Raw genomic sequence first — 13,461 nt, 5'->3', positions numbered from 1 at the left:
TGAAAATACACAAATTGTCATATTCCTCGACACTACATCAGAAAAGGAGAGCAAAATCAACATCAAAATTGTCTTATTTTTACACCTATGAACGAACCTTTGGCAGAACGGATACGCCCAAAAACACTGGAAGATTATATCAGCCAGCAACATTTGGTGGGCGAACATGGCGCATTGACCACACAAATCAAAAATGGGGTCATTCCCTCCCTAATATTTTGGGGGCCTCCGGGAACCGGAAAGACCACCTTGGCAAATATTATTGCCACGGAAAGCCAAAGACCGTTCTATACCCTGAGCGCCATAAGCAGTGGCGTAAAGGATGTAAGGGAAGTAATCGATAAGGCCAAGCAAAGTGGTGGCCTGTTCACCTCAAAAAATCCTATCCTCTTTATTGACGAGATCCATCGATTCAGCAAATCCCAACAGGATTCCCTACTGGGTGCCGTGGAAAAGGGGTGGGTGACATTGATCGGCGCCACAACGGAAAACCCAAGTTTTGAAGTGATTCCGGCCTTACTGTCCCGATGTCAGGTCTATATCCTGAACCCTTTTGGCAAGGAGGACCTCGTGGCCCTGTTGGAAAGGGCCATCAAAACGGACAGTACACTGAAAAACAAAAAAATAACCCTGAAGGAAACCGAAGCACTCTTACGGCTATCGGGTGGTGATGGCAGAAAACTGCTCAACATTTTTGAACTGATCATCAATTCGGAAGCTAGCGACAACGTCACCATCACCAATGATTTGGTCCTTAGCAAGGTCCAGAAGAACACGGTACTTTATGACAAAACGGGGGAGCAACATTACGATATCATTTCGGCCTTCATCAAGTCGGTCAGGGGAAGTGACCCCAATGCAGCGGTCTATTGGTTGGCCCGGATGATAGAGGGTGGAGAGGACGTGAAGTTCATTGCCCGCCGTATGATCATTCTGGCATCGGAAGACATAGGAAACGCAAACCCCACGGCACTGGTCATGGCCAACGCCACCTTTGAGGCCGTGAACATCATTGGATATCCGGAAGCCAGAATCATTTTGGGCCAATGCGCCACTTATTTGGCCAGCTCCCCAAAAAGCAACTCCAGTTATATGGCCATCAATGAAGCCCTGCAAATGGTAAAACAGACCGGTGACCTATCCGTACCCATGGCCATCAGGAATGCCCCAACAAAGTTGATGAAGGACCTCGGCTATGGCAAGGGGTATGCCTATGCGCATGACCATGAGAACAATTTTGCGGAATTTGAGTTTCTTCCCGATGAAATTTCGGGCACCACTTTCTACAAACCGGGAAACAATCCCAGGGAAAAAGCCATGAAGGATTTTTTAAAAAGTAGATGGAAGGACAAATATGATTTTTAGAACTTGATATTCAGCTCCATCATTTTTTTCTCTCCATTCTCGGAATATTCCAGAACCCACTTTTCATCCTTTTTGAAGACCACGGCACTGTTGCCTGCATATTCTGTCAAGAAAACATTTTCCATGGAAGTCTCTCCTAGCTTCAATACAATTTTTGGGGTACTGTCCACCAATTGATACCCGTTCGCTATCGGTTGCGCATACAGCACTCCTGAAGGCAATTGGGTCTGTGGTTCCGAAACATTTGTAGGTCTTTGGATGGTGGAAGGACGTGGTTCCACGCTCTTATAGGTCTGCTCTTCCAAAGTCGCCTTATGTTCCACAACATATTCCTTGGGTTTTTCTTCCAAGGATTTCACATCATCCTTAAAACTGATGGTCACGGGCTTTTCCTGCGAAACGACATCCTGTTTTTTGGGTTCATACTGATAGTTCATATTGGAAAAAGAAACAAAGGCACGTTCCAATGCCTCTTTATAGGCTGAATCAAAATCCTTGATCTTGCTTTTCCCTTCCACAGTTCTGAAGACTTCCACATTCTGACAATTTTTCAAGGTGAGGTGCAACTTTGTGGAGAACATGGAGGAAGCATCCAAAAGATCGGCAACAAGCCCCAAACATCTATTGGCCGCCAAATCGGCAGGAAGCGCATCATCATATACCGCCGTAAAACCATTTTCACTTAAAAAATGTTTGACCAATGTACTGGTCTGGTATTGGTTCTCCGATTTAAAACTTCCAAACTTTTTGGGTACAATGATATACTTGTACTCATTCAACTGTGCGCTGACGGAATAATTCAGCCCTAGGGCAAACAACAAAATATATAGCAATCTCGATTTCATACTGAACAATAAATCAATTATCGTTCCAAGATATGATATTAAATCCGAACTGTAAAGAAGCGTAGTGACTATCGGCAATGTTCCCGTAGCTCAAAAGATTATCCCCCAGGACATAAAAATTTATGGGGCCTGCCTGTAAATTCAGTCCAAGACCGATGTTGGTGAAAGAATATTTATCCACGGTGTAGGTCGTCTTCAATGACAGGGTCCTTCCCAATCTTTTTTGGTAGAATCCGGTCAATGCGGCCTGAATGCCCCTTGGCCTTTTAATCATATAGAGCTGTCCTCCCACACTGTTCCTATAAAAATCGCTATTGGAGCCACCACCGGTGTTTATGGCACAACCGCAGTTCTCCGACCAGTTTCTCCCTCCTTCCCCAAAATCATAACGAATGGACCCATAAGCCTTTACCGGTCTAAAGGAAATATAACTGGACTGGTTTTCCCCATGGGGCAGGGCCTCATCGATTTCATCCACAAGGTCTTGCCAAAGGTCATTGTCCACAGTATCGATATCCTCAGGGAGAAAAACCGTGATACCTTCTGTACTTGTGGCACCCTCAAAGGTATAGTTCCAAACGTCGTTGGAATTATAAATGAACCCCACATCCAAAATACTCCCCGTTATGGTGGTCTGAGGGTTCAATTGATGGGTAAACCCTGCATCGAAGCCCAATCCCAAGCTTCCTCCGAGCAATACACGCTCCGTGAACAGGCTGGTCAAGTCTTTTCTGGTGGTTCCGGTATCCTCATCAATAATGTCATAAAACCCTTTGACGCCCGAAGTTTGCAATTGCATATCGGCCACAATGGTACTCCTATAAATATTGTCCTGTCCCTGCACGGTTCGGAACGAGCCTGAATTCTTGATGGATTGAAACTGAAAAATACTGGAATATAATTTTGCCCTGGCCCCAATGGTCAAGGTATTGCTCACCTTCCTATTGATCCCAAAATGGAACACATTCACCATTTCTCCCCTTAATTTCAAATCGCCCAGGTCAAAACTCCTACCAATATTGGCGCCACCATTGCCCTCAAAGGCCAATAGGGCCAAATCCTTGGGCCAATAGACAATAATATCCGTTTCACCATACATCCCGAAGGAATAATAGTCGTCCGGCCTGTTCTTTCCCCGAAAACCGATATTGAAGCCCTCTATCTGGCTGGTGGAACCAAAATCGTCCCTTCGGGTCATCACGTCCAAAACACGTTCCTGCACCTTTGTGGTAAAATCCACCCCATCATTGGCAAAAAGGTCATTTACGGTGACCCCACTGGTCGAAACTTGGAAAAATAGTCCCGATATCACTGGGACCCCAACATGCCAACGTTGTGAGGTCTTCATACCCGGATTGAGCATCAATGCCTGTGGAATTTCGTTGAAATCGTAGAGCAATTGTCTATTTTGGGCATGGATGGAAGAAATCCCAAAAGCAGCCACAAGAACAGTTTTGAGGAATCCTCTCATTTCAAACGGAATATGAATTCTGCGGCGGAACTCAACGAAATCTTGGGTTCCGGAAGTGAAGATGTGCTAGTGGCATCGCCCAAATTTCTTGCTGTGACCCTAAGACTGGATGTGTTGGCCAAAATGGAAAGGTTTTTACCCCCCGGACCGTAGACCACTTCCCTTGTAAAAATTTCAGAAGGGTTGGCTTCCACAGTGAATGTCTCGACATCTAGGATATTCCCTGATTCATCCAAAAATTCTATGCTGATGTCTACGCGCTTACTCGTCGTATTCTCAATTTCGTAGATCATCACACCTTCCAATAAGCGCTCTGCCACATAGGCTTCGTTGAACGCGTCAAAATTTACGGTTTGGGAATAGAATGCACTAAAACTCCCAGCGGAATTGATGGTCTCCTCATCCGATTCCAAGTAAAAAATACCGGAGGCCAAAGTTGGTGTCACACTGAGGTCATCAATTTGACTGAAATCCTGTTCCTCTGTGCAAGAAGAAAGCATCAAAATGGAAATTGAGGCAATAAGCACAAGGAAAAACAATTTCTTCATAGCCAAAAGCATTTTTCAAGAGTAGTGTAACAGGGGTATGCCGTTCTTACTATATAACTCTATAAAATGCTTTTTATTTCAATAAGATCGTAGATAGTTTTGCAAACATCGTGGTTGGCTTCGTTATTGGAATTGAAGTGTACCACCTGCATGCCCATGGCTTTGGCACCCAAAATATCCGCTTCCAGATTGTCCCCCACCATAAGCGTATGCCTTGGTTCAACTTTGGCCTTGCTCAGGGCCAGCTCAAAAATGTAGGGGTCGGGTTTCTTTACCCCGGCCATTTCAGAATTGATGACCTGGTCAAAGTAATGATGGATATTGCTTCCCTTGAGCTTCCGCTCCTGGACCTCCTCAAATCCATTGGTGATGATATGCAACCGGTATTTTGGAAAAAGATATTCCAGCACTTCTAGGGCGTTGGGCAGAAGATGTACGAACGAGGGCAGGTGTTCTATGTATTCGTGGGACAACGCATGGATGGTCTCATCCGTAACGGACTCTTTCAAGGTGTCAAAGGTGCGTCTTAGGCGTTGGTAGCGGAGTTCCGATTGATTGATTCCATTTTCGCGGTACAGTTTCCACATTTCAAGGTTGATCGGGGAATAGATTTCCAAAAAACCCTTGAGATCCACATTCACCCGGTTGCTTTCCAAGATCTTGGCAAAGGTGAGTGCCGAATTTCTTTCAAAGTCCCACAAGGTATGGTCCAAATCAAAAAAGATGTCCGTCACCTTATGCTCAAACATAATACCGTTTTAAAAAAGATTGATAGAGCTCCATCCAGTCCAAGTGTTGCTTGCCGCCCAACAGTTCGTTGGAGAACACCACGATGAAATCCCCTTTCACCTGTTTGACCATGCGGTACATCTTGTCCATTTTTTCAAAGATCTCCTCCTTGTCCCGATAGTTCACCAAAGCGTAGTCGTGTACGGCAAAGGGATGTACTCTCAGCGGTTGCCTTACTTCCATATTGATGTCATAAAAATGGAAAGGTGTGCAGGTCCCGGCCCGAAAACCGACCTCGTGGGTGTAGCCCATGGAAAAATCGTCCGTAAACTCTGTTTCCACCAAATTACGGTAGGTAGCAGGGACATTCACCCTGTTGTACCGAAGTCTGGAATAGCTTATGGGCCTATTGATCAGGTTGCCCAATTGCTTTTTCTCTTCCTTCAAAACAGTTTTGTCCGTTGACGACAAAAACGAAGTGCTGAGCGACACCTCACTATAATCTGCCACTGATTTTATCAGGTACCTGAACTTATTGTGGTTTGTGGAGACATTCTTGTCGTGGGCCGAATGTTTGGCAAACTGAAAAAAGAACATCGTCTTTATGGGAAACTTTTTATGGATGTCGATCAGCTCGTAAAAATTGTCAAACGGGTCTTTCTTCAAGCCCAGGAGCACCGAGAAACGATCTAGGATACTGCGAAACTTAAAATTTCCCAGATCAAGGAAAAAACCTCCAAGGGTACGGGCCAATCCACGCATGGCAAAGGCATGCGAAGTGGTGACATTGATAATGGATGAAAAACGATACGATTTTTCCTTGTGCTCAAGATCTGGGAAACGCTGTTTGAGCGCATCCAATAGTTTGAAGGCCCACAGGTCCACCACCGGCAATTCCAAAAATTTGTTCTGGTAGGCAATGCTCTCCTTGACCGGGAACCGACCCACACTATCCTTCACATGGGGAAGGTATTCCTCATACCGGCTAAGAAGAAAAAAACTTGCCGAAAAAATATCGAAAGGCAAAGTACTCTTGTCCCCCGCCGAGAAAAAACAGGGAACTCCTTCCCAGTCCATCACCTTGATATCCAAATCATTGATACCCTGCTCAAACAATAGATCATTGCTTCGTATAAAAAATTCATTTTGGAGGGGCTGCTTGGAATAGGTCATTTTGGGCCCGGAATGCTTGATAAAATCCTCGACCTTAGTGGTAAAAGTGATTTCCATACCCAGTATTTTCTCAAATAGCTGTTTCGCCGTATAGGTGAGCCTGTTCGTGATCTTATGGGTGAATATCAGCAACATGGTTATAAGATTCCTTTATCCGCAAAGCTCAGGTATTGGTGATGGGCCACGATCAAGTGGTCCAAGATCTTTATATCCAGCGCTTCCGATGCCTTTTTAAGCTTTTCCGTGATCTGTTTGTCCGCCAAACTGGGTTTGAGCGTGCCGGATGGATGATTATGCGCCAAAATGATGCCCACGGCCCCAAGTTCCAACGCCTGTTTCATCACCAACCGCACATCCACCAAAGTACCGGTGATGCCTCCCTTACTCAACTGCGATTTATGGATGACCTTGTTGGAGTTGTTCAGGTACAAGATCCAGAACTCTTCGTGCGGCAGCTCCCCTATCAATGGGTACAACAACTCAAAGGCATCCTTGCTGCTGGTTATGGTCGTGATCTTCTTGGTATCCTCCATTCTCCTTCGACGACCCATCTCGAGTGCCGCAGCTATGCTAACTGCTTTTGCTTCACCAATGCCCTTGAACCTCATCAATTGGTTGACGGAAAGTTTGCCCAGTTCATTGAGGTTGTGGTCCACTGAGGCCAAAATGCGTTTGGAGAGCTCCACGGCACTTTCATCACGGCTCCCGGAACCTATCAGAATGGCGATCAGTTCGGCATCCGACAAAACAAAACAGCCCTTCTGCACCAATTTTTCCCTTGGCTTGTCATCATCGGCCCAATTCTTAATGGAAAAAGAAGCTAGTTTTTCTTGCATGGTCTAAAGATAGGAGATTAATTTTATGTAATTTTCAAGATAAACGCCCATAGATGAAATCATTGTTCAACACAGAAGTCCATACTGAAATTCTTGCGAGGACAAATCAGCTGACCGAATCTTCCCATGGCCTTTGGGGCAAAATGACCGTGGGCCAAATGCTGTGCCATTGCCAGTTTCCGCTCAAGATTGCCCTTGGAGATCATGGCAACTTTAAAAAAGTGAATCCCCTGATGAAACTCCTCATGAAAAGTTTCAAAAAAAGTATGTATGATGACAAGCCCTGGCGACACAACTTGCCCACGGCCAAGGACCTCAAGGTTGCGGATGACAAGGATTTTTCAACCGAAAAGAAAAAATTGATCAAGCTAATCGAGGATTTCCATCAGCAAAAGGACAAGAAAGTGTGGGACCCACATCCGGTTTTTGGTTCTTTCACCTATGATCAATGGGGACAGATGCAGTACAAGCACCTGGACCACCATTTGAGGCAGTTCGGTGTTTAGACCTATTTCAAAAAGATAGTCCCCAATTTTTCAAAATCGATGCCCCCATAGTTCCCGGAACTCATAAACAACAAAGTGGTGTCCTTAAAATTCTGGGCGAATAGGTAGTCCTGAAAGGCCAAGGAATCCGTGAAAATTTGGGCATCCGTCCGATTCAGGGCCTCCATGATCTGCTCCCTGGTCACTTCCTGCAAACCTTTCACCTTCACCGATTCCGGGGAATAAAAGACCACCGCTGTGTCCGCAGCATCCAAGGCCCCTCGGTATTGCTTCAGGAATTCAGGGTTCAGACTGCTGTAGGTGTGTAGCTCCAAACAGGCGATCAACCGGTGTTGGGGATATTGCTCCTTCACCGCTTTTGTGGTGGCACTGACCTTGCTCGGGGCATGGGCAAAATCCTTGAACGCCACCCTATCCTTTCCTTCTACCAGTTTTTCCAGACGCTTGGCCGCACCTTTAAAGGTGGCCATGGCCTCATAAAAATCCATTTCGTCCACTCCCATTTGCTGACAGATCCATTTGGCACCGGCCAAATTGCCTAAATTATGCCTTCCAAAAATTTCAAGCGGCATTTCGCCATCTGGCGTATCCAGCAAGGTCTTCCCGTCTTCTACCCGGTACGAAGGCGTGCTGTAGGGGAACTTTCGTATGGGATTTTCTGTGGTCTCCACTATTTTGCTCACTTCGGGATCTTCCGAATTGTAGGTAATGCTCCCACCTTTTACAATGCTGTCCACAAAAATGCGGAACTGGTCCACGTAATTCTCAAAAGTGGGGAAAACGTTGATATGATCCCATGCAATGCCGCTCAACAGGGCAATGTTGGGCCTATACAAATGGAACTTGGGCCTTCTGTCCGTTGGCGATGAAAGATATTCATCCCCTTCCAAAACCATAAAATCGTTTTCCTCGGTAAGATGCACCATTTTATCAAAGCCGTCCAGTTGGGCCCCCACCATATAGTCCACCTCAATGTCATGGTATCTGAGCACATGCAAAATCATGGATGTAATGGTGGTCTTGCCATGGCTCCCTCCAATGACCACTCGAGTTTTGTGCTTGGAGTGTTCGTAGAGAAATTCGGGATAGGAATATAGCTTCAACCCTAACTCTTGGGCCTTCAACAGTTCTGGGTTATCGGCCTTGGCATGCATGCCCAAGATGACGGCATCCAGACCGCCGTGGATTTTTTCGGGGAACCAACCAAAATCTTCCGGCAAAAGGCCATTGGCCTGCAATCTGCTCTTGGATGGTTCAAAAATGACATCGTCACTCCCTGTTATTTCATGCCCCTGTTCCTGCAATGCCAGTGCCAGATTGTGCATGGCACTGCCTCCGATGGCTATAAAGTGTATGTGCATCAATACGATTTATGGTCCAAAAATAGCCATTGGACCTACCAATACAAACAAAGAAACCATCTTATTAATTTCTATCTTGCCAAAAATTTGTCACGATGAACCTATCTGAACTAAAATCAAAGGAAATCATGCCCGGCTACCATGGAAAATTGGTCCACGGGGAGCAGATGAGCTGGGTGTTCTGGGATGTGGAAAAAAATGCCGCAGTGCCAGAGCATAGCCATATGCACGAACAGATCATGCACGTGGTGGAAGGAACTTTTGAATTTACCCTTGACGGAAAAACAGACACCTATGGCCCAGGGGATGTGGTGATCATCCCTTCCCATGTACCACATAGTGGAAAAGCCATCACGCCTTGCAAATTGATGGACATTTTCAGTCCAGTCCGCGAAGAATACAGATAGCCATGAACATTTCACTCAAAGGAAAGACTGCCCTAGTGGGCGGGAGCAGCAAAGGAATTGGCGAGGCCATAGCCAGACAGTTGGCCTCCAGCGGGGCCAGTGTAACGCTTATGGCACGGAGCGAGGAACGCATGAAGGCCATCGTAAAGGAAATGGATACCTCACAAGGGCAGCAACATCAATATCTGGTGGTCGATTTCTCCGATTTTGAAGCGTTCAAAACCAGCATTTCGGCATTTTTTGAACACCATACCATCGATATTTTGGTGAACAATACCCAAGGTCCACAAGCCGGTGGCGCCTTGGAAAAGAAGGTCGGGGACTACCAAGAGGCCTTTGACCTGTTGTTCAAATCCGTGGTTTTCACTACGGAACTTGCATTGAAACACATGCAACAGAACAAATGGGGAAGGATCATCAACGTGGCCTCCATTTCAGTCAAGGAACCACTGAACTATTTGGCGCTCTCCAATTCCATAAGGGCGGCCGTGGTGACCTGGGCAAAAAGCTTGGCCTATGATGTGGCCAAGGACGGGATTACTATAAACAGCACCTTGACGGGTTATTTTGATACGGACCGCATTGCCCAACTCAACATGAAAAAAGCGGAGAATCTGGGCATTTCGCCCGATGAAGTGCGCTCCAACATGGAAGAGCAAGTTCCCATGAAGCGGATAGGAAAACCCGAAGAATATGGTTTTTTGGTCACTTTTTTGGCTTCGGACCAAGCGGCTTTTATTACCGGGACCAACATACCCATTGATGGAGGATTATTGAAATCTCTATAATCATTTTTATTATAAATAAAAATATAATCCAAAAAAATTAACATATATTTATTTTTTGAATACATTTATTGGATAAACCATAAAATCCAACTCTATGAATTCAAAAGTTTTTTTGGTGGTCCGTATACTTTTGGGACTATTTGTCCTGGTCTTCGGACTGAACAAGTTCTTGAACTTTCTGCCAGCCGGCGGTGAAATGCCGGATGCGGTCATGAATTATTTTGGAGCACTTTCATCGACCTACACCTTAAAATTGGTGGCCGTGGTCGAAGTACTGTCAGGACTTGCCTTGATCTTCAACAAATATGGTGCACTGATGGCCCTCATTTTGATGAGTGTTTCGGTCTGTGCCGTACTTTTTCATGTTACTCTTTCACCCGAAGGCATACCGCCTGCCCTTGCATTGTTGATATTGAACATTGTTGTTTTGGTCGGCTACAAGGATCGATACAAGGATTTGTTACGCGCATAGCAATATAAAAGACTTTCTGTCAATTCGAGCGCAGTCGGGAATTTATTGGTTGCTGACAATCAAGAGGTTTCGACTGCGCTCAACCTGACAAAATCCAAACTGCAGTCTTCTACCTTATTATAAACTCATTCGATCTTTAAAGATATAGGATTGTCTTCGGGACACTTCCACCTCTTCCCCGTTCCTTAAGGTGAGTTTCAACTTCCCATTGAACCAAGGGACCACGCTTTCGATGTAATTGGTATTGACAATCTGTTGTCGATTGGCCCTAAAAAAAGTGTCCTCTGGGAGTTTTTCCTCCACTTGGTTGAGCGATTTGTACAGCAGCGGTTTTTTGTCTTCAAAAAACACCCTAGTATAGTTGCCGACAATCTCGAACAACGAAATGTCCCCGATCTTTACCAACCAGCAAGACTCCCCATCCTTGATGAATATTTGGCTGCTCTCCGTAAGTTTCTTTGCCTTGTCACTGTCCCGTTTCGATGTTTCCATCTTACCCCTAACTTTTTCCAGTGCCATTGCAAAACGCTTTTCGTTCACGGGCTTGAGCAGATAGTCGAGGGCGTTGTATTCAAACGATTTGATGGCATATTCATCAAAGGCCGTGGTAAAAATGGTCATGGGCACCTCGTCCAACATCTCAAGAAGCTCAAAACCGTCTTTCTCGGGCATATTGATGTCCAGGAACAAGAGGTCGGGATTTTCGGCCTGTATCAACGCATAGCCATCATCTACGTTCTCCGCTTCTCCCACAAGCGTTATGTCATCGTACTTTTTCAAGAGCTCTTTGAGCTCATTGCGTGCCAATCTGGAATCTTCTACTATGACTGCCCTGATATTCATGTGAGTGGAATGCTTATTTGGGCCACTACTTCATCGGTCACTTCTTCCAATGTAAATGATGCCCGGTCGCCATATAACAATTTTAGGCGTTGTTTTATGTTCTTCAACCCCAATTGTGTGGAATCTTTGGATATGTTCAGTTGTCCCGTGTTCCTTACCTCTATGAGCAAATGATCTTCTTTTTGGAGGATTTTCAAAAGGATCCTACCCCCATTTTTCAGATTGGCGATTCCATGCTTGGCGGCATTCTCCACCAGCAATTGGATCACCATGGGCGGAATTCTGAGGTCGAGGGTATCCGCATCCACTTTTTTGACAAATTCCAATCTGTCCTCAAATTGGATCTTGGAGAGATCGATATAATTGTCCACCACTTCCAGTTCCTCCCTTACCGCAATATCGTTGGTGTTGTTCTTGGTCAATGAGTACCGCAAGATTTCCGACAGCTTTGTGAGCATTTCCCTGGATTTTTCCACATCTTCCAGCATAAGACCGCGTATGTTGTTCAAGCTGTTGAACATAAAATGTGGGTTGATCTGCCCCTTCAAGGTGTTCAGTTGCGCCTGCTTCAAATTCGTGTTCAGTTCCAAGCGTTCTATCCTATCCTGATTCAACTTGAGCAATAAGGTAATGACCAAATAGGTGACCATCCAAGCCCCTACCAAGAACAAGGAATTTACCACTTGGATCCAAAAATTGTTGTAGCTCTTGAACATGTGGATCTCGTTCTCGGTCAGTGCAGGGCCAAATTTTCCATATAGGAATCCAAAGAACATGTTCAGCAGCCCAAACACCAAGGCCGTCAATGTCAAGGAAGCAAGAATCTTTAGAATATCCTTTGGTCCAAAGGAATCAAGATGCACATTTCTTTTTAAGTACCATCTCAATATGGAAGTGGGTAGAATCCCAATGAAAGTGCCAACAACCACGGAATAGATGGTCAATTCCATGCTGATGCCCTTCGGTACAAAGGCCGCTATGGAATTGATAAAGCCCCAACCCAAAAATTGCAAGATCCAAAAAATCTGGTTTCTCCTTTTTTTGCTTAATTCCATATCACTTGGCTATTCCGCCAAATATAATCCATTGTTTCCTTGAAATTTGTCCAATGCCGCTATGATTCTTGCGCGCTCTTTCTTTTGAAAAGACCACAGCACGTTTTACTGGAAGGCAAAAAGACTATCCAGACCATGGTCATGCCGGTATAAAAGAATGGAAAATAATCCGCATATTCCCAGTCGGTGAACCTACCATAAACACCTATGATCCCTCCTAAAATTCCCATGGTCAGAACCACTTTTTGGGATGTATTGAATTTTTTCATCTTATCGGATTTTACAGTTGGACTAAAGAAGAATGCTAACCAAAAGGGTGATGATCAATTTTGCCAGTGCTATCATGGTGGTTTGCTTTTATATTACGCATGGCTAAAGTAATGGAAGATGGCTTGGCACCAAATGGGTTTATGACCAATGGTCATATGGATCACCTGAACGGTAATGAATTCCGGTTTTTATATTAAAGATTTGGAAAACCGTACTAGTTCTTCGGCGGAAACTTGGAGAACACTTTTTTAACCATTACTTCGAGCCTGTGCTCCCTTTCACTGGGCGATGCATTTTCCCGATATCCGCTTTCCGCAGTGGCCTGCCAGAAGAGGGCGTCCCTTTGGGCATCAACAAAATCGAACTGGATACTACGTTGGACGCTTGGGCTGCCCAGGGGCAATCCCACGGATATCCCTCCACCAACATTTCTTCCGCCCCCACCAAGACCTACTCCCACAGAATTTTTGGGGGCTGCCTGGTATTCGTTGCTTATTATGTTCACAAAGATTTCAGGCTCCTCGGCCAAGCGGTATCCCCTAGATTGAAGGGTAGAATCCAAAATACGGACGAGCCGTCTTTCATCCAACTGGCTCAATCCAGAATTCATCTCAGGAAAATAATTGTAGGTGGTGTAGCCAGAAAAATCGACTTCCTTGTCGTAATCATAACTTACCCGTACGGAAGAACAGGACGCCAACAACAAACTGAAAACCACGATCAAAGTATTGCGCATAACGGTCGTTTCTGGATTTCCTAAAAATAATCAATATATTGATTATGAGTATGGAA

The 13,461-nt window shown here is 45.1% G+C and carries 16 protein-coding genes; 5 read left to right on the top strand and 11 right to left on the bottom strand.

What is annotated here, in order from left to right; all coding sequences use genetic code 11:
- Positions 1-87: 87 nt before the first annotated feature.
- Complete coding sequence (locus D2V93_RS10585; RefSeq protein ID WP_119619482.1) at positions 88-1,365, top strand: replication-associated recombination protein A; 1,278 nt, start codon at positions 88-90, stop codon at positions 1,363-1,365.
- Here the strand turns inward: D2V93_RS10585 and D2V93_RS10580 are convergent.
- The 6 genes from D2V93_RS10580 to radC are packed head-to-tail and all read right to left on the bottom strand — an operon-like array spanning position 1,362 to position 6,967.
- The gene (locus D2V93_RS10580; RefSeq protein ID WP_119619481.1) at positions 1,362-2,210 is read right to left on the bottom strand and encodes a hypothetical protein; all 849 of its coding nucleotides are present in this window, start codon (positions 2,208-2,210) and stop codon (positions 1,362-1,364) included. The genes D2V93_RS10585 and D2V93_RS10580 overlap by 4 nt on opposite strands.
- Before the next feature lie 13 nt (positions 2,211-2,223).
- On the bottom strand, positions 2,224-3,681 hold the full coding sequence (locus tag D2V93_RS10575; RefSeq protein WP_119619480.1) for a DUF5723 family protein: 1,458 nt from the start codon (positions 3,679-3,681) through the stop codon (positions 2,224-2,226).
- The gene (locus D2V93_RS10570; RefSeq protein ID WP_119619479.1) at positions 3,678-4,229 is read right to left on the bottom strand and encodes a hypothetical protein; all 552 of its coding nucleotides are present in this window, start codon (positions 4,227-4,229) and stop codon (positions 3,678-3,680) included. Before D2V93_RS10570 ends, D2V93_RS10575 begins: the two co-directional genes overlap by 4 nt.
- 59 nt (positions 4,230-4,288) lie before the next feature.
- A complete protein-coding gene (locus D2V93_RS10565) occupies positions 4,289-4,978 on the bottom strand; it encodes a YjjG family noncanonical pyrimidine nucleotidase (protein ID WP_119619478.1) in 690 nt (229 codons plus the stop codon).
- Positions 4,971-6,266: a polysaccharide deacetylase family protein gene (locus D2V93_RS10560; RefSeq protein ID WP_072881202.1), complete on the bottom strand. Its 1,296-nt coding sequence runs from the start codon at positions 6,264-6,266 to the stop codon at positions 4,971-4,973. Before D2V93_RS10560 ends, D2V93_RS10565 begins: the two co-directional genes overlap by 8 nt.
- Before the next feature lie 2 nt (positions 6,267-6,268).
- Positions 6,269-6,967 (bottom strand): RadC family protein, encoded by a 699-nt coding sequence (gene radC / locus D2V93_RS10555; protein WP_119619477.1) that lies wholly within the window; start codon positions 6,965-6,967, stop codon positions 6,269-6,271.
- A 53-nt stretch (positions 6,968-7,020) separates the two neighbouring features.
- On the opposite strand from radC, the gene D2V93_RS10550 reads away from it, so the two are divergent.
- Positions 7,021-7,473: a DUF1569 domain-containing protein gene (locus D2V93_RS10550; protein ID WP_119619476.1), complete on the top strand. Its 453-nt coding sequence runs from the start codon at positions 7,021-7,023 to the stop codon at positions 7,471-7,473.
- A gap of 2 nt (positions 7,474-7,475) precedes the next feature.
- Here D2V93_RS10550 and D2V93_RS10545 read toward each other — a convergent pair whose 3' ends face one another.
- Positions 7,476-8,834 carry a UDP-N-acetylmuramate--L-alanine ligase gene (locus D2V93_RS10545; RefSeq protein ID WP_119619475.1) on the bottom strand — a complete coding sequence of 453 codons (1,359 nt, stop codon included), beginning with the start codon at positions 8,832-8,834 and terminating at the stop codon, positions 7,476-7,478.
- 95 nt (positions 8,835-8,929) lie between these two features.
- On the opposite strand from D2V93_RS10545, the gene D2V93_RS10540 reads away from it, so the two are divergent.
- The 3 genes from D2V93_RS10540 (at position 8,930) to D2V93_RS10530 (ending at position 10,501) form a co-directional block, all read left to right on the top strand.
- Entirely contained in the window at positions 8,930-9,241 is a 312-nt protein-coding gene (locus D2V93_RS10540; protein ID WP_072881194.1) for a cupin domain-containing protein, read from the top strand.
- A 2-nt stretch (positions 9,242-9,243) separates the two neighbouring features.
- Entirely contained in the window at positions 9,244-10,029 is a 786-nt protein-coding gene (locus D2V93_RS10535; protein ID WP_119619474.1) for an SDR family oxidoreductase, read from the top strand.
- A 94-nt stretch (positions 10,030-10,123) separates the two neighbouring features.
- Positions 10,124-10,501, top strand: coding sequence for a DoxX family membrane protein (locus tag D2V93_RS10530; protein ID WP_072881190.1), 378 nt, complete (start codon positions 10,124-10,126; stop codon positions 10,499-10,501).
- A 117-nt stretch (positions 10,502-10,618) separates the two neighbouring features.
- Here D2V93_RS10530 and D2V93_RS10525 read toward each other — a convergent pair whose 3' ends face one another.
- The 4 genes from D2V93_RS10525 to D2V93_RS10510 form a co-directional block, all read right to left on the bottom strand.
- Positions 10,619-11,344: a LytR/AlgR family response regulator transcription factor gene (locus D2V93_RS10525; RefSeq protein ID WP_119619473.1), complete on the bottom strand. Its 726-nt coding sequence runs from the start codon at positions 11,342-11,344 to the stop codon at positions 10,619-10,621.
- Positions 11,341-12,399, bottom strand: coding sequence for a sensor histidine kinase (locus tag D2V93_RS10520; protein WP_119619472.1), 1,059 nt, complete (start codon positions 12,397-12,399; stop codon positions 11,341-11,343). The genes D2V93_RS10525 and D2V93_RS10520 overlap by 4 nt, the downstream gene beginning before the upstream one ends.
- Before the next feature lie 59 nt (positions 12,400-12,458).
- Positions 12,459-12,668 carry a hypothetical protein gene (locus tag D2V93_RS10515; protein WP_119619471.1) on the bottom strand — a complete coding sequence of 70 codons (210 nt, stop codon included), beginning with the start codon at positions 12,666-12,668 and terminating at the stop codon, positions 12,459-12,461.
- A gap of 215 nt (positions 12,669-12,883) precedes the next feature.
- Positions 12,884-13,405 carry a DUF4136 domain-containing protein gene (locus tag D2V93_RS10510; protein WP_119619470.1) on the bottom strand — a complete coding sequence of 174 codons (522 nt, stop codon included), beginning with the start codon at positions 13,403-13,405 and terminating at the stop codon, positions 12,884-12,886.
- Positions 13,406-13,461 lie beyond the last annotated feature (56 nt).

Source organism: Flagellimonas taeanensis (genome assembly GCF_003584105.1).
GTDB classification, from domain to species: domain Bacteria; phylum Bacteroidota; class Bacteroidia; order Flavobacteriales; family Flavobacteriaceae; genus Flagellimonas; species Flagellimonas taeanensis.
This window is presented reverse-complemented; position numbering and strand designations above follow the sequence as displayed.